Here is a 22204-nt window from a genome sequence, read left to right as displayed (position 1 = left end):
TAAAAAAAACCACCAATTAGGTGGTTTTGCTTTTATTATCCTCTTGCTTTAATCAAGTTTTGCTGTTCTTTTTGAACTTTTGCTTCCAGCTCTTTAATTTTGATTTGCTGTTTGTTTAGCTTGATATTTTGGTTGGCAACTTCAGTTACAGTCATGGTGCCTTTTGCAGTATTTTTGTCATATTTTATTTTATTTTTTTCAAAAGACTTTTCTTCGCTGGCTAATTTTTTCTTTGCTTTTTCACAGCTTTTTTCAGCAGAAGCAATTTTTCTTAGTTTCTTAGTATAATTTTTTTGTTCTTTTTCAGCTTTCTTTCGAGATTTTTCTAAAGCTTTCTGTTCTTTTTCAGCAACTTTCAAGGCGCGTTCCTGTTCTTTTAATATTTTTTTTTCTTCTTTTGAAAGTGTAATTTCTTTTTGGAGCTTTGTAGTTTCCTTTATTGGCGGTGTATTTTGAGCGTTGCTAAATTGAGATGCGATTAATAATAGTGCTGTAAAAATAATTTTCGCTTTCATAAATGATGTATTTTAGGTTTTGATTTTAAAATCAATAATTTAGGCTAATATAAAAACAAATAGCGAGCCAAAATAAAATTATATAACAAGTAAAAACATTTTTTAGAATTAATAATGAATAAAAAAAGCATTCTTTTTTTGCTAAGCGCCATCTTTTTAGCAACAGCCTATTATATAGACCAAAATAAATCAGTTTTTGAAACGGAAACCGCCCAATCGAAAAGTATTGTTGAAAACGGTAATGAAAATTCAGATGGTGAAATTGCAACCGGAAGCAACTGGGCAATGGCACCTTCTTCAACCACTGGCGCTGTCGTTTATCACGATAATTATGTGCTTTCTTACAGTGAAGATCACGAACAGGCAGAATGGGTTTTCTATGAGCTTAAAGGAGCAAATGTTAATAAAGGCAATTATAAAAGGCCGTATTTTATTTCAGATCCTAAAGTAAAAACCAAATCAGCAGATTATCGGAATTATAAAAATTCAGGATATGATAGAGGGCATCTTTGCCCTGCGGGAGATATGAATTTTTCTAAAGAAGCTTTTGATGATACTTTTTACACGTCTAATATTTCTCCTCAAAAGAACGATTTTAATAGTGGGGTTTGGAATCGATTAGAACAAAAAACACGCTATTGGAGCCAGAAATATCAAGATATTTATGTGGTTACTGGCGGAATATTAAGGGATAATCTTAAAACAATTGGTTCTGAAAAGGTGTCAGTTCCCAACTATTTTTATAAAATTTTAATTGACAAAACGAATGGCAACTATAAAATGATTGCCTTTTTAGTACCACATGATAATTCAAAAAGGCCACTTTATGAGTTTGTGGTCTCTGTGGATGAGATTGAAAAAATGACAGGCATTGACTTTTTTCCGGCACTTCCTGATTCGATCGAAAACGATTTGGAAAAAAGAAGTGATTATAAAGCATGGAGTTTTTAGCGTACTGAAAGAAAAGTAGTTTCCGGCTAGCCCCGATGGTGGTGAGTATCCTTTCTTTTTTTGGGAACCTGAAATTTTTCAGGTTAAAAAGAAAGATACTGACTCCAGCGGGAAAATGGAAGGCAAAAATGCCTAGATTTTACGCTTCAAAAACTACCATTCGTTGACTTTATTGGCATCCATCTTGATGAAAATAAAGAGCAATATGCTGAACGCAAAAAGGCTGGAACCTCCGTAAGAAAAGAACGGAAGCGGTACACCAATTGTTGGGAACAGACGGATCAGCATCGAAATATTCACGGCAAAATGCGCAAATAGAAATGTGGCGACGCAATATCCGTAGACTCGACTAAATTTTGTTTTTTGATTTTCGGCCAGATAGATAATTCGAAGTAAAAGGATGACAAACAGTGAAATTACAACTATTGCCCCAATGAATCCCCATTCTTCACCAACTGTCGTGAAGATGTAATCAGTGTGCTGTTCTGGCACGAAACCGCCTTTTGTTTGAGTGCCTTCTAAGAATCCTTTTCCGAACCAGCCACCAGAACCAATAGCAATCATAGATTGGTTCAAGTTATAACCTTCGGCTTTCATGTTGACATCTTTACCAAATAAAACATTGATTCTGTCTTTTTGATGGGGTTCTAAAACGTTGTCGTACACAAAATCTACCGAATAAGTAAAGCCTACAATGATCACAAAAATAACGGCAGAAGCAATAGGATTTCGGTTGATTCTTCGGGATAAAATGAATTGCGCCAAAATGATGGCAATGGCAGCAATTACCACATATTCTGGTTCTAGCAACAAGGCCATAAAAAACAAAACAATGGCTGAAAATCCGGTCCAGAGGTACCATGAAGGCAGCCCTTCTCTAAAAAGAACAAAGATAAGCGCCACGAAAATCATGGCGGTTCCGGTATCATGAAGAAGGATCAAGACTAAAGGAACGCCCATAACTATAAAGGCTTTTATTTGGTCTTTAAAGTTTTTTAGATTTACTTGTACATCACTTAAATATTTTGCTAATAACAAAGATGTTGATGTTTTTACGAATTCGGATGGTTGTAGTGTGAAACCTCCAATGCTGTACCAATTGGTTTGACCTTTAATGGTTTTTCCGAAGATGAATAGACCCAGCAGAGAAACTAAACCGATGACATAAAAGACAAAGGCATATTTTTCATAGGTCTTGGCATCGAGCGTCAATACTACGAATATTAAAGGAATGGTTAGAATTATAAAAAGAATTTGCTTTCCATAAATTTGAGAAATGTCAAAAATAGAAGTTTCTTCATTTGGCAAAGACGCAGAATAAATGTTCAGCCAACCCATTATTACCAGCGAAATAAAGAGAACGATTGTGATCCAGTCAATGTTATTTTTGATGCTTTGGTTTTTCATCTATTTTTACTTGTTGATGGTAAATGGTTCTCCACTGGTTACTTTTGCATATTCAGCTTCAAGACTTCCTTCTAACATTCTTTTTTCTAAATCAGTTCTTGTAATTGTTCCTTTCAAATATTTTTCGATCATTAAACTGGCCATCGGTCCTGCCCAGCGAGCTCCCCAATATCCATTTTCTACAAATACCGCAATAGCAATTTTTGGATTATCTTTTGGTGCAAAAGCTACGAAAATAGAGTGATCCGTAAGTTGTGTTCTGACTCCGTTTATTTTTGTAAAATTTTCTGCTGTTCCAGTTTTTCCGCAAATATCAATTCCTTCTACTCTTAATGATCGGCCCGTTCCTTCGTTGTAAACACCAAATAATCCTTCGATTATAGGTTTGAAATGTTGTTTTTCAACAGTGGTTACGTGTTTTGTGGTGTATTTTTTATCAATGGTGTGGCCTTCAATTTTTTTGATGATGTGAGGCGTGTAATAATAGCCTTCATTGGCAACAGTCGCCATCATGTTTGCCAACTGAATTGGTGTTGTGGAAACTTCCCCTTGGCCAATAGAATTTGAAATAATGGTGGAACTCCTCCAGCCGCCATTTGGATACCATCTTTTATAATACCTTGAATCTGGAATATGTCCTTTTCTTCCAGCAGGCATATCGTATCCCATAAAATTACCCAAACCAAAACTTTTAAGGTGATTGCTCCACGCATCAACGCCATAAGCTGGTTTTGGATATTTCTCAATAGTCAGTTTAAAAACGCTTGCAAAATAAGTATTACATGAATGTGCCATACCGGTATGTAAATTATTGGTACCGTTGTCGTGGCATTTCATAAAAGCACCTCGACCATAAGAAAATCCATGACGGCAAACAAAACTGGAGTTTACATCAATCACTTCTTCTTGCAAACCAATTAGGCCAGTCATAATTTTAAATGGTGAACCTGGAGGATATTCGGCTAATAAACCTCTATCATATAATGGTTTTCCTAAGGTATCTTGGTCTAATTTTGTATAATTTTTTGATCGATCACGACCAACTAATAAGGCAGGATCGTAAGTTGGTGCCGAAATTAAAGCTAGAATTTCACCTGTTTTCGGTTCTAAAGCTACAATTCCGCCTCGTTTGTTAATCATTAAAGATTCGCCGTACTTTTGAAGTTCAATGTCTAAAGTTAATTTGACATCTTCTCCTTGAACGGCTACGGTATCGTATATTCCTTCTTTATACGAACCAATATCTCTGTTAAAACGGTCTTTCTGGATGTATTTTACACCTTTGCGGCCACGAAGAAATTCTTCATACACTTCTTCCACACCTTGTCTTCCGATTAAATCGCCACTTTTATAATACGGATTTTTGGCAATAATAGCGTCATTTACTTGCGCGATGTAGCCAAAAACATTTCCTGCGGCATTGACCTGGTAGTCTCTAAGCGAACGTTTTTGGATATAAAATCCTTCAAATTTCCTGATCTTTTCTTGAAAACCAGCATATTCTTTTTTGTTTAATTGGGGTAAAAAAACTGAAGGAAGCCTTGGGCTGTACACCTTTGCTTTTTCTAATTTTTTAATAAATTCTTCTTTGGGAATTTTTAATAGTTTGCAAAAACTTAAAGTATCAATATCCTTGACATCTTTTGGGATTACCATGACGTCATAAGAAGGTTGATTTGCAACCAGGAGCACGCCGTTTCGATCATACATGTAACCGCGTTCAGGATATTCATATCGTATCTTGATCGCGTTATTGTCAGATTTTTTTATAAAGGAGTCATCAATGATTTGAAGGTAGAAAAGCCTCGCCACAATTACAATTGCAGAAACAATTATCAAAGAGGGCAAAAATATTTTTCTCATCGTTTGGTGCTTGGCTTAAATATATAAATAATTATGATACAAAGTATTAAAGTAAATATAGAACTGGATACGGTTCTGAGTAAAATGTCTAAAATGAAATTTAATTTAAAAATTTCTAATAAAAACAAAATGATGTGATGTGTGAAAACCGAAATCAGCAGAAAAGAAAATCGTTCAGGCGTGAGTTTGTCGTTAATTTTGACGGTTTGGTATTCATAACTTACACCGAAAGAAAATTTAAAAAAAGTTGGTCTGACATAGGCCAAAACAACACAAGCCGTTGCGTGAATACCTCCTGAGTCACAAAACATATCCATAACGATTCCTAGAAAGAAACTTGCGGTAAGTAAAGCCGATTTGTTTCCGTTTACTGGAAAAAGCAGAATAAAAAGGATGTAAGGATACGGATTAACATAACCCCAAAAGTCAATTTCGTTAAAAATTAAAACCTGTGCGGCAAGCAAAAGTACAAAGCGGGCGATATTTAATAAAACTGTACTATTCATTTTCCGCTTCCGTTTTTGCTTCTAATTCTTCAATTTCTTTTTTCTCATAATTTTCAATTACATACACATGTCCCAGATTGGTCATGTCATTAAATAATCGAACATTCAGCGTAAAGTAATTGGTTTCTTTATCTGTATAAATTTTATCAATGATGCCAATTCCCACATTTGGCGGGAAAGTAACCGATTCATTTCCGGTTACGATCGTGTCGCCTTTTCGAACATTTGCCAATCTCGGAACGTCAATCAACTGAACAAATCCAGTGTTTTTTCCGTCCCAGCGTAAAGTTCCAAAATGATTGGACTTTTTGATCTTAGCATTGATCTGAGATTTTATGTTCAGAACGCTGATTACGGTAGCATAATTTGAAGACGTATGTTCAACGATTCCAACGATTCCTAAAGCGTTGACAACACCCATATCTGGTTTTATTCCTGCTTTAGAGCCTGAATTTAGCGTCAGATAGTTTTCTTTAACGTTATAAGAGTTTTTGATCACTTTTGAAATAATCGTGTTCATTCCCCGATACCCTTTCAAGCTGTCTTTTACCACAATGGCAGTAGAATCTTTGGCATTGTAAAGTAACTTTTTTAAGATCGCATTTTCTTGCGCCAGCTGTTCGTTCTGCGTTTTTAAGTTCAAGTATTCTTTAACGTTATGAATTTTTTCATAAACGCCACCCGAAATAAAATTGGCAGAAGTCACGACTTCACTTCGATGGTAAGAATGCGATTGGATTGTAAGTACTAACGAAATGCCCAAAAGCAGCAAAAACAGCAACTTATTGCTGTTTTTAAATATAAAATTTAGTATTTGCTGCATGAACTATGCTGTTATTTTATTAGTATGCTTCTGAATTTTGGTATGTTTTTAAGTGCCATTCCTGTTCCTCGAACTACAGCTCTCAAAGGATCTTCTGCGATGTAAACCGGAAGATCTGTTTTTTGAGAAATACGTTTGTCCAATCCTCTTAACATGGATCCGCCGCCGGCAAGATAGATTCCGGTGTTGTAAATATCGGCAGCTAATTCTGGTGGCGTTTGAGACAACGTTTCCATTACGGCATCTTCAATTCTTTGGATAGATTTATCTAATGCTTTTGCAATTTCCCTGAAAGAAACTTCCACTTGTTTTGGTTTTCCAGTCAACAAATCTCGACCTTGCACTGACATGTCTTCTGGCGGCGTTTCAAGATCTTCTGTTGCAGCGCCAATTTCAATTTTGATTTTTTCAGCAGTACTTTCTCCAACAAAAAGATTGTGCTGCGTTCTCATGTAATATACGATGTCATTTGTGAAAACGTCACCGGCAATTTTTACAGATTTATCACACACAATTCCTCCGAGGGCAATAACTGCAATTTCAGTAGTTCCACCACCGATATCCACAATCATATTTCCTTTTGGTTGCATGATATCAACGCCAATACCGATTGCAGCAGCCATTGGTTCGTGAATTAAGTAAACTTCTTTACCATTTACTCTTTCACAAGATTCTTTAACCGCACGCATTTCTACTTCAGTGATTCCTGATGGAATACAAACAATCATTCTGAGTGCTGGGGTAAACATTCTTTTCTTTAGTGCAGGAATGCTTTTTATAAACATGCTGATCATTTTTTCCGAAGCATCGAAATCAGCAATAACTCCATCTTTCAATGGCCTGATGGTCTTTATGTTTTCATGGGTTTTACCTTGCATCAAGCTGGCTTCTTTTCCCACAGCAATGATTTTGCCAGATACTCTGTCACGAGCTACAATTGATGGACTGTCAATCACAACTTTATCGTTGTGAATAATCAGTGTGTTAGCGGTACCAAGATCTATCGCAATATCCTCGGTCATGAAATCAAAAAATCCCATAAGTATTATTTGGGTTAAAAATGTTTATAAAAAATTAACATGCAAAGTTACATAAATTAATGTTTGAAATGACGTGTTCCTGTAAATACCATTGCAACTTTATTTTCGTTGCAATAATCAATACTCAACTCATCTTTTATAGAGCCACCTGGCTGAATTACAGCAGTTATTCCGGCTTTATCAGCAATTTCCACACAGTCTGGAAAAGGGAAAAATGCGTCACTCGCCATCACGGCTCCTTTCAAATCAAAATTAAAGTTATTTGCTTTTTCAATTGCTTGTTTCAATGCATCAACACGAGACGTTTGTCCGGTTCCTGATGCAATAAGCTGTCTGTTTTTTGCGAGCACGATGGTATTCGATTTTGTGTTTTTGCAAATTTTTGATGCAAATAACAAATCTTCAATTTCTTCTGAAGATGGGGGAGTTGTTGTAACGGTCTTTAGTTGTTCTTTATTGTCTGTAACATTATTTTTATCTTGAACCAATAATCCGTTCAAACACGTACGAACCTGTCTTTGAGGAAGCTCCACTTCATTTTGAACTAAAATAATTCTGTTTTTCTTTTCAGATAAAATTTCAATCGCACTTTCGTCATAGCTTGGCGCAATCACAACCTCACAAAATAATTGGTTTATTTCTCTTGCCGTGTCAGCATCAATTTTTCCGTTTGCAATTAAAACCCCGCCAAAAGCAGAAGTTGGGTCTCCAGCCAAAGCATCAAGATACGCTTCTCTCATCGTGCTTCTTGTTGCCAATCCGCACGCATTGTTGTGCTTTAAAATTGCGAAAGTCGGCTCGTTGTTTTTAAATTCTAAAATCAAGTTTATCGCAGCGTCAACGTCTAAAAGATTGTTGTAAGACAATTCTTTTCCGTGAAGTTTGTGGAACATTGCTTCAAAATCGCCAAAGAAAAACCCTTTCTGATGCGGGTTTTCTCCATAACGCAACACTTGGCCGTTTTCAACGCTTGCTTTATAAATCGTGTCGTCCGCATTAAAATAATTAAAAATCGCACTGTCATAGTGAGACGAAACGTGAAATGCTTTGGTAGCAAAAAGTTTTCGGTCTTCCAATGTCAATGCTCCATTTTGCTTTTTAATCAATTCTAAGAAATCAGCATATTGATCCACCGAAGCCACAATTGCAGTGTCTTTAAAGTTTTTCGCTGCAGCGCGAATCAAAGAAATACCGCCGATATCGATTTTTTCGATAATATCCGCTTCCGAAGCGCCACTTGCCACCGTTTTTTCAAAAGGATACAAATCAACAATCACCAAATCAATCTGTGGAATTTCAAATTCTTCCATCTGCTGCACATCGCCTTCGTGATCTTGACGGTTTAAAATGCCACCAAAAATTTTCGGATGCAACGTTTTTACTCTTCCGCCTAAAATAGAAGGGTAAGAAGTAACATCTTCCACCGGAACTACAGGAATCCCAAGGTTTTTGATAAAATCTTCTGTACCGCCAGTAGAATAAAAAGTTACATTTTGCTCGTGTAATTTTCTCACGATTGGCTCCAGTCCGTCTTTTGAAAAAACAGAGATAAGTGCTGATTTGATAATTTTTGAAGTGCTCATGGTGTAGTTGTGTTTAAAGGTGCAAAAGTAGTTATTCAAACTTTAACATTCAAAACATTAGCCATCTGTTTTTCTTATTTTTTTAATTTTTTTTTGAAGCAAAAAGGCGTTTATTTTCAGCCATCCATTTTCCCCGCTTTCTGCAGTAGCTTTTCTCCGTAAACGGAAGAAAAGGCTGCTGCTGCTGCTGCTGCTGCTGCTGCCAATCGGGGCTATTTGAGAAACTTCAGCCATTTTTTTAAACTTTTGGACCATTGCGGAAAAACTAAAATCAATACCAATTTTACTTCTCAACGCAGATTCGCCCATTTCTATAAATAATAATTTAATAAATCTGCAAATCTGCAGTTTTCCAAAAGCACAATCTTCAATTTTTTTTAGGAAATTGAAATTAAATTACTGAATTTTACAACAACACAAATTCACCATTATGGTTTTATATTTTCGATTGTTGCGAGAGAGTTTTGGCTTTGCCCTCAATGCTTTGCGTAATAATAAACTGCGAACCATTTTATCGCTGCTCGGCGTTACCATCGGAATTTTTTCCATCATTGCCGTGCTTGCGGCAGTTGATTCTTTAGACAGAAAGATCAAAAGCGACATGAGTTCGCTTGATAAAAACACCATGTATTTAAAGCGTTTTTCATTCGGTCCTTCTGAAATCCCGCGTTGGAAAAGAGAACAATTTCCAAACGTGACGTACGAAGAATTCCAGTACCTTAAAAATTCGGTAAACGGAATGGATAAGGCCGCATACCAATTGTTTACAGCAAGGCAAATTGCAAAATACGATACAAAAACCGTCAGTGATGTCAATGTGATTCCTGCCACGCACGAGTTGGTTGAAATCCAGTCGATGAAATTCAAGCAAGGCCGTTTTTTCAATGAATCAGAATCCAATTCGGGAACAGCAGTTATTGTTTTGGGATATGAAATTGCAAACAGCCTTTTTGAAAATACAGATCCCATTGGTAAAAAAATCCGACTTTACGGACAGAAATTTACGGTAATCGGTGTTTTAGAAAAACAAGGACAGGGCACTTTTGGCAATAGTAACGATACGGCAGTTTGCCTTCCGGTAAATTTCATGCGAAATAAATTTGGCGACCATAATGACACGATGACGCCAATCATTATTTTCAAGCCAAATGAAGGTGTGGATGTTGATGAATTTAAAGGGGAAGTAATTCAAAAACTACGCAACAAAAGAGGTATGAAAATTGGCCAGGAAGATAATTTTTTCATTGACGTGCTTTCTGGGTTTACCGAAATGATTGATCAAATCGTTGGCGTAATGAACGGAATTGGTTGGGCCATTAGTTTTTTCTCTCTGCTTGTAGGAGGTTTTGGGGTCGCAAATATCATGTTTGTTTCGGTAAAAGAAAGAACCAATTTGATCGGAATCCAGAAATCGCTCGGGGCAAAAAATCGTTTCATTTTGCTTCAATTTCTATTCGAGGCCATAATTTTATGCCTGATAGGTGGTTTAATCGGGTTGTTTTTTGTCTGGATAATTGCCTTTGGGTTGTCAAAAGCACTTGATTTTGAGTTTGTTTTGAGTGTAGGAAATATGATCTTAGGAACCGGTTTGGCAATGTTCATCGGACTTGTATCTGGAATTCTTCCTGCCATTTCAGCTTCAAAATTAGATCCGGTTGAAGCGATTAGAACGGGAATGTAAAAAGTCAGCGACGAATCCACGATATTTTTTAAAATCAGTTAAAGTATTGATATAAAAAAGCCACAAATTCAGAAGTGTTATTCGTGAATTTGTGGCTTAATTATTTTAATAAAAATCTGTTATCGAACCGGATTGTTTAAAATCAAATCCAAGTATAAATTGATATTGTCTTTTAATTCTTTTCTTGGCGTGATAAAATCTAAGAAACCATGCTCAAGCAAAAATTCTGAAGTTTGAAAACCTTCTGGCAAATCTTTTCCAGTTGTGTCTCTTACGATTCTTGGTCCGGCAAAACCGATCAAGGCGCCCGGTTCAGAAATATTAATGTCGCCTAACATCGCGTAAGAAGCAGTGGTTCCACCCGTTGTTGGGTCAGTACACAAAGAGATGTACGGAATTTTTGCATCAGCCAGCTGTGCTAGTTTTGCAGAAGTTTTTGCCAATTGCATCAACGAATAAGCGGCTTCCATCATTCTTGCGCCACCTGATTTTGAAATCATCACAAACGGAATATTGTTTTTGATGGAGTGGTCAATTCCTCTCGCGATTTTCTCTCCTACAACAGCTCCCATGGAGCCGCCGATAAAAGCGAAGTCCATACAGCAAATTACCAAATCTCTCCCTTTTGATTTCCCGACAGCCGTTCTTACCGCATCTTTCAATTTGGTTTTGTCCATGGCGTCTTTCAAACGGTCAGAATATTTCTTTGTGTCCACAAAGTTTAGTGGATCTTTTGAAGTGATTTTTGCGTCTAATTCGACAAACTCATTATTGTCAAAAAGGATTGAAAAGTATTCTTTACTGCCAATTCTAACGTGAAATCCGTCTTCTGGGCTTACAAATAAGTTTCTTGCCAATTCATCGGCATCAATAATTTTTCCGGTTGGAGATTTATACCAAAGTCCTTTTGGAACATCTTTCTTATCTTCCGTCGCTGTCGTGATTCCTTTTTCCGTTCTTTTAAACCAAGCCATCTTTAATTATTTAGGGTTATTATATAAAAAATCCAAACGCCAATTATTGAAAACCAGCATTTGGAAATTTAGTATTACAAAGTGTTAACGTTGTTCAAGTCTTTAAAAGCTTGCTCTAATCTTGTGTTGAAAGTAATTTCACCTTCGCGCATCCATTTTCTTGGATCGTAATATTTTTTGTTCGGAATTTCTTCTCCTTCTGGATTTCCAATTTGAGTTTTTAAGTAATCCACATTTTTAACTACATAGTCTCTCACTCCTTCAGTGAAGGCAAACTGCAAGTCAGTATCGATGTTCATTTTGATAACTCCGTAACCAATTGCTTCTCTGATTTCTTCAACAGTAGAACCTGAACCTCCGTGGAAAACGAAATCTACTGGATTCGCTTCTGTGTTGAATTTTTCTTGAACATAAACTTGAGAATTGTCAAGGATTTTTGGAGTCAATTTTACGTTTCCTGGTTTGTAAACACCGTGAACGTTACCAAATGCAGCTGCAATGGTAAAGCGAGGGCTGATTTTTGAAAGCTCTTCGTAGGCGTATGCTACTTCTTCTGGCTGTGTATATAATTTTGAGCTGTCTACATCAGAATTGTCAACTCCGTCTTCTTCACCGCCTGTGATTCCAAGCTCGATTTCAAGAGTCATCCCGATTTTGCTCATTCTTGCTAAATATTCTTTACAGATTTCGATGTTTTCTTCGATTGGCTCTTCCGAAAGATCGATCATGTGAGAACTGAACAACGATTTTCCTGTTTCTGCAAAATGCTTTTCAGAAGCGTCTAAAAGTCCGTCAATCCATGGCAATAATTTTTTTGCACAGTGGTCAGTATGAAGAATAACTGTCGCTCCGTAAGCTTCAGCCAAAGTATGAATGTGTTTTGCGCCTGCAACTGCACCTAAAATAGCTGCTTTTTCATCTGCATTTGACAAACCTTTACCTGCATTGTAAATTGATCCTCCATTAGAGAATTGGATAATAACCGGTGCGTTTAATTTTGCAGCCGTTTCCATAACGCCATTAACTGTGCTTGACCCAGTTACGTTTACTGCCGGAAGTGCAAATCCTTTTTCTTTTGCATATTTGAAAATTGCTTGAACTTGATCTCCTGTAGCAACGCCTGGTTTAATATTATGCGCCATTGTGTATTTTGTTTATAGTTAAAGTGTACAAAAATAATAATTTCTGAATTTAGAATGGGTAATTAATTCCAATATTTAATACGGAGTGGCCTAAATTGTAATCTTTGAACCATCTTTCGCTCACTTCTTTACCCGGATCATAGGTTTTAAATCCTAAATCCAAACGGATTACGAAGAAATTAAAGTCATATCTAAATCCGAATCCGGAAGCTAAGGCCATGTCTTCTAAAGATTTTAGTCCGGTGAAAGTATATTGTTCATTGTTTTCGCTGTCTAAAACGTTCCAGATGTTTCCGGCATCGGCAAAAACGGCACCGTATAATTTTCCTAACATTTTAAAACGAAGTTCTGTGCTGAACAAGATTTTCATGTTTGCTTCGTTAAAATCATTGATACCGCCACTGCTTCCCGGTCCTAGGCCATACGATTGCCATGCCCTGATGTCATTAGAGCCTCCCGCAAAGTAACTTTTTGAGAAAGGAATATTATCTGAATTTCCATAAGGGACTGCGATTCCAAAGAAAGCGCGCATCGCCAAAACCTTGCTGTTTGACAAATCCCAGTGTTTGATAAAATCAAGTTCTCCTTTGATGTATTGCGAATATTCTACTTCTAATATAGTTCTGTTTCCGTTTGGATTTTTTGGCTGGTCAGACAATCGAGATATAAGGCCTAAAAAGTTTCCGGCTGATTCTAATTTGGTTTTAAAAATCCAAAAATTATTGTCAAGCAAATCTGTTTTTGTCGTTTTTGTATAGGTATAACTCGATGCGAAAATCAAGTTGTTTTCTGTCAGCCTTGTTTTTCTTTCAGAAATGCTTTCAATCACGCGTTGGTCTTCTGGAGTAGTCGAAATGGTTCCTTCTGTAACGCCAGCGATAAAACCGTCTGTTCCTTCTTCAATAATTAAATTATTTTGGTCGTTGAAAAAGCTAGGGTTAATCTGCGTAGCATAATCTTGCGCCAAATCGTTTAGCCTTCCGTAAGAAGATTGGTAAACTCTGAAATAATTTGACTTGTTGACGTTTTTTACATATTGAATATTAAATAAATCAAACCGTGATGTCACATTTCGCTTTGGATTCCAATTGTAATACATTCCTCCAGTTAAACTTTCTTTGTCCAAGCCAATATTTTGCTGTTTTGCAAAACCAAGGCTTAAAACCGTATTCGGAATCATGTTTTTCGGTATAATTCTTTCGGTATTGAAAGGCAAAAATACTCTTGGGAAATTTAATTTGACATCGGCGCCATATTCTGACAAATTAAAAAATACATCATTTGGGTTGGCAACACCAAAATCTGTGGAAGAGCCCACATTTCCTCTTAACGAAAGTTCTAAAGTTTCAGCGCCACGAAACACATTCCTGAACGTTCCGGTAAGGCTTCCTGAAATTCCAAAATTTTGAATGTTAGAGTGCGTGACATCGGCAGTTGCTCCAAAACTAAATTTCTTTCGAGGCATCAAATAAATATTGGTAATCAAAGATTCGCCGTTGACATCTGTAGAATCTTCTACAAATTGAATGCTCGGTGAATTAAAAACACGCAGATTATTCAAATAGCGGGAAGTCAAAGTTCGGCGAAAGTCAGCATAAGTAACACCCGGAGTAAAAAAAACGGCATCGGTGATTGCTTTTGGTTTGTAGCGCAATTTGTCAACGCTGTAAATGTTGTAGCCCTTGTAAGTAGCGCTGTCAGCTACTTTTTCTTTATTTTTGCCCGTTTGGCTGTCGGTAAAAATATTTACTTCAGATATTTTATAAAGCTTGAAAGGTTTGGTGATGATCGTATCGCCAACACGAACGCTTCGGTCGCTAATTTTTAGCAACATATTGGTTTTGTGGTTGGTATCGATAGAATCTCCGACAAAAGTGATATTGGTGGGCTGAAAATAATACGCGCCGTTATTTCTGAAATTAGTGTTGATTCGTTCTCTTTCGGCTTCAAAATTCGAAGCTTTAAATTGTTCTCCTTTTACAATTACACTTTTGCTTTTATTCGCTTCATATAAAGAATCCAATTCTGGCGTAGCAATTTCTCTTGTCAAAGAATCAATGATGTAAGGCTCTCCCGTGACAACACTGTATTTTACCAGTGCTTTTTTGTTGGGCAAAGTATCAATCGCATAGGAAGTTTTGGCATTAAAATAACCGTTATTAAAGTAATAGGCTTTTAATCGGGTAATTGATTTTTTGGCTCTGGCTTCGTCTAAAATCACAGGCGGTTCACCAGTTCTTTTTAAAAATTTGTGAAATCCCGAATAAAAGAAAGAGTTTCCAAGGCGTTCTACTTGTTTTTTAGAAAGTAATGTTGACAATCTCTCATATTTTTTTGGATTGTCAATTACCTTTGCCTTAAACGTGGAATCTGGATTTTCTTTGGCAAGATTATACAAATTTAAGCGAAGGTTATAGCCTAAAAAGGTGCTGTTTGGCTTTTGATAAAGAAGATTTGAGATGGACTCGTCTTTTTCAATTTTGTCATTCACTGTGATTTCATTCTTTTTTAGGAGTTTTTTTCCGTCTGGAACTCTTTTTACGGTGTCGCAGGCAGTCATTATTATTCCTATTAGAATAATTAGTGATATTTTTGTACAGATCTTTTTCAAGTGGTCAGGCATATTTAATTCAAAAATACATTTTTTTATGGTTAGTAAAAACCAAATAAAATTAATAACGAGCTTACAGCAGAAAAAATATAGAAAAGAGCACAAAATGTTTCTTGCCGAAGGCCGAAAGGTCATCCAAGAACTCTTGCAATCTAATTTTGAATTAGAAAGTCTTTTTGCGACGTCCGCTATTTTTCCAGAAATCAATCCGAATAAAATAAATTTGGTCACGGATGCGGAATTGAAAAAAATCTCAGCCTTGGCAACGGCCAATGATTGCCTTGCGGTTTTTAAAATTCCGAATCAAAAAGAAAAAAGTGATTCTGGATTGATTGTCGCTTTAGACGATATTCGCGATCCGGGAAATTTGGGAACCATCATTCGTCTTTGTGATTGGTTTGGAATAAAAGATTTGATTTGTTCAGAAGAAACCGTTGATATTTACAATCCAAAAGTGGTTCAGGCCACCATGGGGTCGATTGCCAGAGTGAATGTTTCGTATTTGAATTTGGAAAATTATATTAAGGAAACCAAACTTCCGGTTTTTGGAACTTTTATGGACGGCAAAAACATATATAAAACCGAGCTTCCAAAAGAAGGAATCATTGTGATGGGAAATGAAGCCAACGGAATTTCTGCAACGATTGAGAAATTGGCCCAAAACCGATTGTCAATCCCTAGATTTGGCGACTTGCAACAAACAGAAAGCCTGAATGTAGCCACGGCAACATCCATAATCTTAAGCGAATTTAAACGAAATTTCTGATTTTATTGAAAGGTAAAATTTACAAAAACACCTCTGGTTTTCATTGTTCCGATGTTTCCGGTCCAAGGAGAATTGGGGTCTTCATCACGGATAATTTCGTCATTAAGGCCAAAAACACCGCGAATGGAAGGAGAGAATTTGAAATATTCTAAGTACAAGTCAACGCCAAATCCCATTTCATAGTTATTTGTCCATTGTTTCATGCGGAAACGTTCGTTCAAATTGTCGTCTTTTGATTTAGAATTACTGCCCAAGTTTAAAGTTGTGGAAACACCGCCAACCAAAAAAGGCCTGATGTTTCCGGTTCTCAAAGCCGAAAATTTCAATAAAAGCGGAAAGTGGATATAAGTCGATTTGACTTGGCGCAACGCATCCGTTTCATTGTCAAATCCAGGAAAATATAAATCTCTTTGGGTGTAATACAAGCCCGGTTCAAAACGCAAATCGATGTATTCTTGCAATCTTAAGTTTCCGATAAGTCCCACATTAAAGCCAGTTGTTCCTTTTACTTGAATGTCTGGGCCTGCAGTTTTGTAGTCAAACTTAAAGTCATACGCATTAAATCCAAGGTAATATCCCCAGTGAACACGCTGTTTGTCCCAGTTTTCAAGGTTGATAATCGGGTCGCTACCGAAAAGTCCTTTGCCAAACTGAGCATGACTTTGCAACGAAAAAGCGATAAGAAGGAAGGCCAATATTTTTTTCATACTATTTCTTAGATGCAGAATAAATTGTTGCGACTCCAAAAGTTTGTGGCTGGTCTGCAACATCTATAAACCCAATTTTTCTCAAAATATTGTTCAACGCTTCACCATACGGAAAACCATTTGCCGATTCTGAAAGATAACCATAAGCAGATTGGTCTTTTGAGAACATTTTTCCAATTAACGGTAGGATGTTTTTAGTGTAAAAAGTATAAAATTGTTTGTAAGGTGTTTTTGTGGGATTGGAAGTTTCTAAAATCACCAAAGTTCCACCAGGTTTTAAAACACGATAAATTTCTGCCAGACCTTTTTCTAAAGTTTCAAAATTTCGGATTCCGTAACCAACCGTGATAGCGTCAAAAGAATTGTCTCCAAACGGAATGTTTTCTGAATCGGCATGTACCATTTCAATTTTACTGGAAAGATTTTTAGCCTCAATTTTCTTCCTTCCTACGTCTAGCATTCCGGCCGAAATGTCAAGACCCACGATTTTTTGTGCCGTTGTTTGTGCCAGCAAGATAGCCATATCGCCCGTTCCTGTAGCAATGTCAAGAATGTTGGCGGGCTTCTTTGAAGCAACCATTTTTAAAACTTTCTTTTTCCAAGATTTGTCAATTCCAAAAGAGATGACACGGTTTAAGCCGTCATAATCACTTGAAATAGTGTCGAACATTTGTTCAACTTGCTCTTTTTTACCTAATTGTGAATCTTTATAAGGAGTGATATTCTTTAACATTTTCAATATTTTGAGCAAAGATAAACTATTATTGTACGATAGCAAAAACCTTATTTTTTAAACTGTTTATCTTTTTTACAAAATTAATAAACAAAAACTAACCAAATTAGGTTAGAGAAAAAAATACCAAAATTAGGCGATTGTGCGGAGTCTTTAATTTGTGCAATTTTACCAAACGTTAAACACATAAAATTAGTTATATGTTTTCAAGAAATTTAATAGCGGAACTGAAATGGGTGTTACTGGCACTAGCAATCTCATTTCTTCTTGTGAACAGTATCAACAGCAGTGCTTTTGCGAGTAATGCTGAAATTGGGGTGCCAAATACGTTCTTAGGGTTAAATTTGTTTTTGGAAATTTTAGTTTTTTTCGTCTTTTCTACCTTTGTGGTATTTGGTATTAAAGGCTTTTTTGAGATGTATTCTCAAAAGTTTGCCAATGTCATTATCTTCATTTCTGGAGTTTTGATGGCAGTGGTGATATTTATTTTAAGTTATCAGATACTGTCTATAGAGTAGCTATTGCTCTTTGAAACAATAATTAGTGTTTAACGAAAAACATCCTGAGCAATCAGGATGTTTTTTTTTGCTTTAAATACTTTTTAGAAAAGTTTGATACGTGAAATTAAATTTATGTCTTTCATCTGCCGGATGGTGTTCTTCTGAGGTCAGCTTCCATTTGGTGTTGTCAATTTCAGGAAAAAAAGTATCTGCTTCAAAGTTTTCATGAACTCTTGTCAATTCAATTGTATCGGCAAAATCCATTCCTAAAGTGTATATTTCGCCACCGCCGATGATGAAAATGGTTTCATCTTTTGGACAGGCTTCTATTGCTTTTTCCATGCTGTCCACAATAATACAGCCTTCGGGATGGTAGTTTTTTTGGCGCGTGATAATAACGTGAGTTCTATTTGGGAGCGGTTTCGGGAAACTTTCAAAAGTTTTTCTTCCCATAATAATATAATGTCCCGAAGTAATTTGCTTAAATCTTTTAAAATCATCGGGCAAATGCCAAAGCAAGTCATTGTCTTTTCCGAGCGCATTGTTTTCTGCAATTGCGGCAACCATTGTAATCATATTATAAGCTTTCGTTTTGAGAATTGTCAACTTTTGACTGCAGCTGCTGTAGTTTTCTTTCTTGTTTGGCAACCAATTTATCTATTTGTGAACGTTCCCAGTTTTTATTCATAAAGCTATCGGTGATAAAAACTCGGATGAAATGCAATATAAAAAGGAATGCCCAAATGGTTATGGCCCAAATATCCCAATTTGAATCGGGATAAAAGTCAATTTTTAAGACTCTATGGATTAAAACAAAAAAAATGCTTCCGACAAAAAATAATACGAAGTGAAAATACAAGCGTTTTTTCTGTTTAATTCGTCTTCGGGCATATTCATAAAGTTCGTGCTGTTGGTTATTGTCCATTTATGTGTAATTTGATTTTAAAGATAGGATTTATTTTAAAATTAAAAAATAGCGGACGGAATAATGTTTTCTTAAACGGCAACTGCGCCTTTGATATGTGGATGCGGTTCATAACCTTCTAAAGTGAAATCCTCAAATTTGAAGTCCAGGATGTTTTTAACTTCTGGATTCAAAATCATTTTAGGCAATGGTTTTGGGTCGCGAGAAAGCTGTAATTCTAATTGTTCAAAGTGATTGTTGTAAATGTGCGCGTCGCCAAAAGTATGGATGAAATCGCCTGGTTTTAAATTACAAACCTGAGCAATCATTAATGTCAATAAAGCATAAGATGCAATGTTAAACGGAACTCCTAAGAAAATGTCCGCGCTTCGTTGGTATAATTGGCACGATAGTTTCCCGTCAGCTACATAGAACTGAAAGAAAGCGTGGCACGGTGGCAAAGCCACTTTTCCGTTGGCTACATTTTCAGCAAATGATTTTGAAGTATCTGGCAAGACCGAAGGGTTCCAAGCGGAAACTAACATTCTTCGGCTATTCGGGTTTTTTTTTAAGGTTTCAATCAATTCTGTGATTTGGTCAATTTCTTCGCTGTTCCAATTTCGCCACTGGTGCCCATAAACCGGGCCCAATTCTCCGTTTTCATCAGCCCAGTCGTCCCAAATTTTTACGCCGTTTTCTTTTAAGTACGAAATATTTGTTTCGCCTTTCAAAAACCAAAGCAATTCATGAATGATTGATTTTAAATGCAATTTTTTAGTAGTAACCATCGGAAAACCTTCTGATAGATCAAAACGCATTTGGTATCCAAAAACACTTTTAGTTCCGGTTCCGGTTCTGTCTCCTTTTTGCGTTCCTGTTTCAAGAACGTGTTTTACTAAGTCTAAATATTGTTGCATTTTTTTTGTTTAATCGGTTAGCTGTTGATTTGTTTAATCAGTTATCAACTGATGTTGTGCGAAGTGTTTCTAACTAATAGTTCCAGCAATAGTAGCTTTCGTTTTTAAATTTGAACCATAAATATGTCCAAATAAAGACAATAGAATTTCAAAATCACTCACACTTTTGTCTTCAATTTTAAAAATGTAAGTTCCCTTATTAACTAGTTGATTTTCATTTCTTATTTTTAATAAAGTGTTATTTTCTTCATCAACTAATTGTGTTCCCCACTTTAAGCTAAACACGCCTTTTATTTTTTTGTTGAGTTCAATTACAGTAATATCTCAAAAAAATGAATTAACTTTTAAATTGTAAACAATCTCCTCATTTTCAAAAATTTTAAATTCCCAACCTTTACGAATAATCTTAAATGTTTTTTCTCCAACAAACATTTCGTTTTCTGCATAGTTAGGTTTAAGATTCGTTTTTAGTTTACCGATTATTTCTTTCTGTTGATTGTAAAGATTGAAATATTCATTTTCTAATTTCGCTATCATTATTTTCTATTTAACTGTTAATTGTAATGTTGCGGCCAACTTTCGGTTAAACAAACGCTATAACTTTCTAAGATTCTCTTTTAGAAATTTCATCACGAATCTTGGCTGCTTTTTCATAATCTTCATTTTGAACGGCAGTTTCCAATTGTTCGTGTAATTCTGAAAGGCTTAATTTGGCGTAAGCATTTGAAGCATCAGCCGTGCTATCGTCTTCCATTCCAAAAGTTTCTGGGTGGGAAAGAATATCGTCTAAATCTTGATTTTCGTTTTCGCCTTCCTGTGGATTTGTTTTCAAGAAGATTCCGGCTTTGTCAAGGATATTTTTATAGGTGAAAATCGGAGCGCTGAAACGCAAGGCCAAAGCAATGGCGTCTGAAGTTCTGGCGTCAATGATTTCTTCGATTTTGTCTCTTTCGCAAATAATGCTGGAGTAAAAAACGCCGTCCACCAACTTGTGGATGATAACTTGTTTGACCACGATATCAAATCTTTCTGCAAAGTTTTTGAACAAATCGTGTGTCAGTGGGCGCGGAGGCTTGATTTCTTTTTCTAAAGCAATGGCAATGGACTGTGCTTCAAAAGCGCCAATGACGATTGGCAGTTTTCGTTCTCCGTCCACTTCATTTAAAATCAATGCGTACGCACCATTTTGTGTTTGGCTGTATGAAATTCCCTTTATGGTTAGTTTTACTAAACTCATTTTTTGATTTAATATCAATTTTAAAATTCAATTCAAAACTGAATTTTGGTTGGTGTTTGTTTGTTGAAAATTACTACTATTTTTTTACTGCTCCAAGTTTTTTGACAAAGATTGGCAATAAATGGATTGCTTTCTAGCCCTGATTGCAGTGGAAATCCTTTTTGGGCGATTTTTCTTCGCCGAAAAAGATTAGAACGGAAAGCAGGAATTGCCATTACTGAAAAAGCCCTAACCATTCGCTCTAAAAAACAAAAAGGGCTATCTGAATCTTGATATTTCTACCTCATTTCAGATAGCCCTAAGATGGGCAAATTTAAAAAAATATTTACGAATTATTCGCCTTGAATTCTTTTAATTTTTCGGTCAGCTTCGGAACGATTTCAAAAGCGTCTCCCACGATGCCATAATCGGCAACTTTAAAGAACGGCGCGTCAGCGTCAGCGTTAATGACCACTTTTACTTTTGAAGAGTTGATTCCGGCAATGTGCTGGATGGCTCCAGAGATTCCAATTGCGATGTAAAGGTTTGTGGCTACTGGTTTCCCGGTTTGTCCCACGTGTTCGCTGTGCGGTCTCCAACCTAAGTCAGAAACTGGTTTTGAACACGCCGTTGCAGCGCCTAAAACAGAAGCTAATTCTTCTAACATTCCCCAGTTTTCTGGTCCTTTTAATCCTCTTCCGCCAGAAACTACAACTTCTGCATCAGCAATGGTTACTTTTCCGGTTACTTTTTCTACTGATTCAACTTTTACGCCAAAATCATTGTCGCCAATTGATGGAGAAAAATCTTCTTCAGTTAACGATGAAGCGTTTTCAAAAACGCCGTATGAATTTTTTGCCAATCCTAAAACTTTCACATCCGTACTGATTTCAGTGATGTTAAAAGCTTTGTTTGAAAAAGCATTTCTTTTTACTTGAAAAGGTGAAGTGCTCACTGGCAATCCCACCACGTTTGAAGCATAACCTGCGTCAAGAGAAACGGCAACAAGTGGCGCCAAATAAAGGCTGTCAGTTGTTGATGAAAGTAAAACTACCTTTGTTCCTTCTTTTTGGGCGGCTTGTTTGATAACGTCTGCGTATGCTTTTGCAGTAAATTTTGACAATTTATCGCTGCTTACTTTCAAGACTTTATCGACTCCATATTTTGATAATTCAGAAACATCGCCAGCATTGATTGTTACCGCCGTTACTGTTGTTCCTAAAGATGCTGCTACTTTTTTACCGTATGAAGCCAATTCGAAAGCTACTTTCTTGAATTTACCTTCTGCAGATTCTGCGTATATTAATATTGACATACTATTTATGATTTGTGATTTATGATTTATGAAAAATCTAAAATCGTGTT

24 protein-coding genes are annotated in these 22204 nt (G+C 36.3%); 4 read left to right on the top strand and 20 right to left on the bottom strand.

The window, feature by feature from the left end:
- Positions 1 to 35: 35 nt before the first annotated feature.
- The gene (locus tag EG849_RS02610; RefSeq protein WP_125011528.1) at positions 36 to 515 is read right to left on the bottom strand and encodes a hypothetical protein; all 480 of its coding nucleotides are present in this window, start codon (positions 513 to 515) and stop codon (positions 36 to 38) included.
- A gap of 114 nt (positions 516 to 629) precedes the next feature.
- Here EG849_RS02610 and EG849_RS02605 point away from each other — a divergent pair, with 114 nt between their 5' ends.
- Positions 630 to 1466, top strand: coding sequence for a DNA/RNA non-specific endonuclease (locus EG849_RS02605; protein WP_125011527.1), 837 nt, complete (start codon positions 630 to 632; stop codon positions 1464 to 1466).
- A 153-nt stretch (positions 1467 to 1619) separates the two neighbouring features.
- Here EG849_RS02605 and rodA read toward each other — a convergent pair whose 3' ends face one another.
- The 7 genes from rodA to EG849_RS02570 are packed head-to-tail and all read right to left on the bottom strand — an operon-like array spanning position 1620 to position 8997.
- Entirely contained in the window at positions 1620 to 2873 is a 1254-nt protein-coding gene (rodA, locus tag EG849_RS02600; RefSeq protein WP_125011526.1) for a rod shape-determining protein RodA, read from the bottom strand.
- 6 nt (positions 2874 to 2879) lie between these two features.
- Entirely contained in the window at positions 2880 to 4736 is a 1857-nt protein-coding gene (mrdA, locus tag EG849_RS02595) for a penicillin-binding protein 2 (protein ID WP_125011525.1), read from the bottom strand.
- On the bottom strand, positions 4733 to 5242 hold the full coding sequence (locus EG849_RS02590; RefSeq protein WP_125011524.1) for a rod shape-determining protein MreD: 510 nt from the start codon (positions 5240 to 5242) through the stop codon (positions 4733 to 4735). The genes mrdA and EG849_RS02590 overlap by 4 nt, the downstream gene beginning before the upstream one ends.
- Positions 5235 to 6065, bottom strand: a complete 831-nt coding sequence (gene mreC / locus EG849_RS02585; protein WP_125011523.1) for a rod shape-determining protein MreC — start codon at positions 6063 to 6065, stop codon at positions 5235 to 5237. Before mreC ends, EG849_RS02590 begins: the two co-directional genes overlap by 8 nt.
- Before the next feature lie 11 nt (positions 6066 to 6076).
- Positions 6077 to 7105 carry a rod shape-determining protein gene (locus tag EG849_RS02580; protein ID WP_125011522.1) on the bottom strand — a complete coding sequence of 343 codons (1029 nt, stop codon included), beginning with the start codon at positions 7103 to 7105 and terminating at the stop codon, positions 6077 to 6079.
- Between the two features lie 56 nt (positions 7106 to 7161).
- Positions 7162 to 8688, bottom strand: coding sequence for a bifunctional phosphoribosylaminoimidazolecarboxamide formyltransferase/IMP cyclohydrolase (gene purH, locus EG849_RS02575; RefSeq protein WP_125011521.1), 1527 nt, complete (start codon positions 8686 to 8688; stop codon positions 7162 to 7164).
- Between the two features lie 57 nt (positions 8689 to 8745).
- Positions 8746 to 8997, bottom strand: coding sequence for a hypothetical protein (locus tag EG849_RS02570; protein ID WP_125011520.1), 252 nt, complete (start codon positions 8995 to 8997; stop codon positions 8746 to 8748).
- Positions 8998 to 9118: 121 nt separating this feature from the next.
- Here EG849_RS02570 and EG849_RS02565 point away from each other — a divergent pair, with 121 nt between their 5' ends.
- The gene (locus EG849_RS02565) at positions 9119 to 10369 is read left to right on the top strand and encodes an ABC transporter permease (RefSeq protein ID WP_125011519.1); all 1251 of its coding nucleotides are present in this window, start codon (positions 9119 to 9121) and stop codon (positions 10367 to 10369) included.
- A 119-nt stretch (positions 10370 to 10488) separates the two neighbouring features.
- Here the strand turns inward: EG849_RS02565 and accD are convergent, their stop codons facing one another.
- The 3 genes from accD to tamL form a co-directional block, all read right to left on the bottom strand.
- Complete coding sequence (gene accD / locus EG849_RS02560; protein ID WP_125011518.1) at positions 10489 to 11343, bottom strand: acetyl-CoA carboxylase, carboxyltransferase subunit beta; 855 nt, start codon at positions 11341 to 11343, stop codon at positions 10489 to 10491.
- Between the two features lie 74 nt (positions 11344 to 11417).
- Positions 11418 to 12485, bottom strand: coding sequence for a class II fructose-bisphosphate aldolase (gene fbaA / locus EG849_RS02555; protein ID WP_125011517.1), 1068 nt, complete (start codon positions 12483 to 12485; stop codon positions 11418 to 11420).
- 49 nt (positions 12486 to 12534) lie between these two features.
- Positions 12535 to 15045: a translocation and assembly module lipoprotein TamL gene (tamL, locus tag EG849_RS02550; RefSeq protein WP_233581739.1), complete on the bottom strand. Its 2511-nt coding sequence runs from the start codon at positions 15043 to 15045 to the stop codon at positions 12535 to 12537.
- An 88-nt stretch (positions 15046 to 15133) separates the two neighbouring features.
- Between tamL and EG849_RS02545 the strand changes: the two genes are divergently transcribed.
- A complete protein-coding gene (locus tag EG849_RS02545; RefSeq protein ID WP_125011516.1) occupies positions 15134 to 15862 on the top strand; it encodes a TrmH family RNA methyltransferase in 729 nt (242 codons plus the stop codon).
- A 2-nt stretch (positions 15863 to 15864) separates the two neighbouring features.
- Here the strand turns inward: EG849_RS02545 and porT are convergent, their stop codons facing one another.
- Both porT and ubiE read right to left on the bottom strand, forming a co-directional pair.
- The gene (porT, locus tag EG849_RS02540) at positions 15865 to 16569 is read right to left on the bottom strand and encodes a type IX secretion/gliding motility protein PorT/SprT (protein WP_125011515.1); all 705 of its coding nucleotides are present in this window, start codon (positions 16567 to 16569) and stop codon (positions 15865 to 15867) included.
- 1 nt (position 16570) lies between these two features.
- Complete coding sequence (gene ubiE / locus EG849_RS02535) at positions 16571 to 17302, bottom strand: bifunctional demethylmenaquinone methyltransferase/2-methoxy-6-polyprenyl-1,4-benzoquinol methylase UbiE (protein WP_125011514.1); 732 nt, start codon at positions 17300 to 17302, stop codon at positions 16571 to 16573.
- A 200-nt stretch (positions 17303 to 17502) separates the two neighbouring features.
- On the opposite strand from ubiE, the gene EG849_RS02530 reads away from it, so the two are divergent.
- The gene (locus EG849_RS02530; protein WP_233581738.1) at positions 17503 to 17820 is read left to right on the top strand and encodes a hypothetical protein; all 318 of its coding nucleotides are present in this window, start codon (positions 17503 to 17505) and stop codon (positions 17818 to 17820) included.
- Positions 17821 to 17892: 72 nt separating this feature from the next.
- Here EG849_RS02530 and EG849_RS02525 read toward each other — a convergent pair whose 3' ends face one another.
- From EG849_RS02525 to EG849_RS02495, 7 genes are all read right to left on the bottom strand, one after another.
- Entirely contained in the window at positions 17893 to 18378 is a 486-nt protein-coding gene (locus EG849_RS02525) for a dihydrofolate reductase (protein ID WP_125011513.1), read from the bottom strand.
- A gap of 1 nt (position 18379) precedes the next feature.
- Entirely contained in the window at positions 18380 to 18727 is a 348-nt protein-coding gene (locus EG849_RS02520; RefSeq protein ID WP_125011512.1) for a 2TM domain-containing protein, read from the bottom strand.
- Between the two features lie 71 nt (positions 18728 to 18798).
- Positions 18799 to 19623, bottom strand: coding sequence for a thymidylate synthase (locus tag EG849_RS02515; protein ID WP_125011511.1), 825 nt, complete (start codon positions 19621 to 19623; stop codon positions 18799 to 18801).
- 69 nt (positions 19624 to 19692) lie between these two features.
- Positions 19693 to 19908 carry a hypothetical protein gene (locus tag EG849_RS02510; RefSeq protein ID WP_125011510.1) on the bottom strand — a complete coding sequence of 72 codons (216 nt, stop codon included), beginning with the start codon at positions 19906 to 19908 and terminating at the stop codon, positions 19693 to 19695.
- A gap of 39 nt (positions 19909 to 19947) precedes the next feature.
- A complete protein-coding gene (locus tag EG849_RS02505) occupies positions 19948 to 20160 on the bottom strand; it encodes a hypothetical protein (protein ID WP_125011509.1) in 213 nt (70 codons plus the stop codon).
- Between the two features lie 67 nt (positions 20161 to 20227).
- Positions 20228 to 20860: a bifunctional nuclease family protein gene (locus EG849_RS02500; protein WP_125011508.1), complete on the bottom strand. Its 633-nt coding sequence runs from the start codon at positions 20858 to 20860 to the stop codon at positions 20228 to 20230.
- A gap of 325 nt (positions 20861 to 21185) precedes the next feature.
- Entirely contained in the window at positions 21186 to 22154 is a 969-nt protein-coding gene (locus EG849_RS02495) for an electron transfer flavoprotein subunit alpha/FixB family protein (protein ID WP_125011507.1), read from the bottom strand.
- Positions 22155 to 22204: the final 50 nt, after the last annotated feature.

The organism is Flavobacterium macacae, assembly GCF_003865365.1.
Classification (GTDB): domain Bacteria; phylum Bacteroidota; class Bacteroidia; order Flavobacteriales; family Flavobacteriaceae; genus Flavobacterium; species Flavobacterium macacae.
The sequence above is the reverse complement of the archived record's forward strand: the minus strand, read 5'-3'. Positions and strand labels throughout refer to the sequence as shown.

Bases quoted from the DNA above. Each gene is read 5' to 3' on its own strand.
- EG849_RS02605 (WP_125011527.1), top strand. From the start codon at position 630: ATGAATAAAAAAAGCATTCTTTTTTTGCTAAGCGCCATCTTTTTAGCA.
- EG849_RS02590 (WP_125011524.1), bottom strand. From the start codon at position 5,242: ATGAATAGTACAGTTTTATTAAATATCGCCCGCTTTGTACTTTTGCTT.
- purH (WP_125011521.1), bottom strand. From the start codon at position 8,688: ATGAGCACTTCAAAAATTATCAAATCAGCACTTATCTCTGTTTTTTCA.
- EG849_RS02525 (WP_125011513.1), bottom strand. From the start codon at position 18,378: ATGATTACAATGGTTGCCGCAATTGCAGAAAACAATGCGCTCGGAAAA.
- mreC (WP_125011523.1), bottom strand. From the start codon at position 6,065: ATGCAGCAAATACTAAATTTTATATTTAAAAACAGCAATAAGTTGCTG.
- EG849_RS02580 (WP_125011522.1), bottom strand. From the start codon at position 7,105: ATGGGATTTTTTGATTTCATGACCGAGGATATTGCGATAGATCTTGGT.
- EG849_RS02500 (WP_125011508.1), bottom strand. From the start codon at position 20,860: ATGAGTTTAGTAAAACTAACCATAAAGGGAATTTCATACAGCCAAACA.
- EG849_RS02570 (WP_125011520.1), bottom strand. From the start codon at position 8,997: ATGGGCGAATCTGCGTTGAGAAGTAAAATTGGTATTGATTTTAGTTTT.
- rodA (WP_125011526.1), bottom strand. From the start codon at position 2,873: ATGAAAAACCAAAGCATCAAAAATAACATTGACTGGATCACAATCGTT.
- fbaA (WP_125011517.1), bottom strand. From the start codon at position 12,485: ATGGCGCATAATATTAAACCAGGCGTTGCTACAGGAGATCAAGTTCAA.
- tamL (WP_233581739.1), bottom strand. From the start codon at position 15,045: ATGACTGCCTGCGACACCGTAAAAAGAGTTCCAGACGGAAAAAAACTC.
- EG849_RS02610 (WP_125011528.1), bottom strand. From the start codon at position 515: ATGAAAGCGAAAATTATTTTTACAGCACTATTATTAATCGCATCTCAA.
- EG849_RS02545 (WP_125011516.1), top strand. From the start codon at position 15,134: ATGGTTAGTAAAAACCAAATAAAATTAATAACGAGCTTACAGCAGAAA.
- EG849_RS02515 (WP_125011511.1), bottom strand. From the start codon at position 19,623: ATGCAACAATATTTAGACTTAGTAAAACACGTTCTTGAAACAGGAACG.
- EG849_RS02565 (WP_125011519.1), top strand. From the start codon at position 9,119: ATGGTTTTATATTTTCGATTGTTGCGAGAGAGTTTTGGCTTTGCCCTC.
- porT (WP_125011515.1), bottom strand. From the start codon at position 16,569: ATGAAAAAAATATTGGCCTTCCTTCTTATCGCTTTTTCGTTGCAAAGT.
- EG849_RS02520 (WP_125011512.1), bottom strand. From the start codon at position 18,727: ATGGACAATAACCAACAGCACGAACTTTATGAATATGCCCGAAGACGA.
- EG849_RS02530 (WP_233581738.1), top strand. From the start codon at position 17,503: ATGTTTTCAAGAAATTTAATAGCGGAACTGAAATGGGTGTTACTGGCA.
- accD (WP_125011518.1), bottom strand. From the start codon at position 11,343: ATGGCTTGGTTTAAAAGAACGGAAAAAGGAATCACGACAGCGACGGAA.
- EG849_RS02495 (WP_125011507.1), bottom strand. From the start codon at position 22,154: ATGTCAATATTAATATACGCAGAATCTGCAGAAGGTAAATTCAAGAAA.
- mrdA (WP_125011525.1), bottom strand. From the start codon at position 4,736: ATGAGAAAAATATTTTTGCCCTCTTTGATAATTGTTTCTGCAATTGTA.
- EG849_RS02505 (WP_125011509.1), bottom strand. From the start codon at position 20,160: ATGATAGCGAAATTAGAAAATGAATATTTCAATCTTTACAATCAACAG.
- ubiE (WP_125011514.1), bottom strand. From the start codon at position 17,302: ATGTTAAAGAATATCACTCCTTATAAAGATTCACAATTAGGTAAAAAA.